The following is a 406-nucleotide window of genomic DNA, read 5'->3' on the forward strand; positions in this document are numbered from 1 at the left end:
AGTTACCAGTTTCGAATAGATCTTTTCATCAAGATCATAGACATCATTTACAAATACAGTTTCACCACCGGCCCGCCAGGCAGTCCAGTAAAAGTGATGGACCTGGATGGGCCGGTCTACTTTTACAGTAGTGGTCTCCCCTGAAGCTACGATCTTTTCGATTTTTTCCTTTGTCCATTCGCTTTGGTTCTCTACAACATACGCAGCCAGATCTAAAGCATTTTCAACCCTTACACAACCCGAACTTTCTGCTCTGTCGGTTTGGTTAAAAACACTTTTTGCAGGAGTATCATGCAGGTAAATTAGATATTTATTAGGGTACATGATCTTTACTCTTCCAAGAGCATTTGAAGGTCCTGGTCCCTGAGTGAAAGTATAGTTCTTTGCAGACTCGCTATTCCAGTTC

General features: G+C 42.1%; 1 protein-coding gene. It reads right to left on the bottom strand.

Features of this window, described 5'->3' with window-relative positions; translation table 11 throughout:
- Positions 1-406 (bottom strand): L,D-transpeptidase family protein (locus HC175_RS19655; protein ID WP_168139804.1); only part of this gene is annotated, 406 nt, incomplete at both ends.

It is taken from the genome of Salinimicrobium oceani (assembly GCF_012037645.1).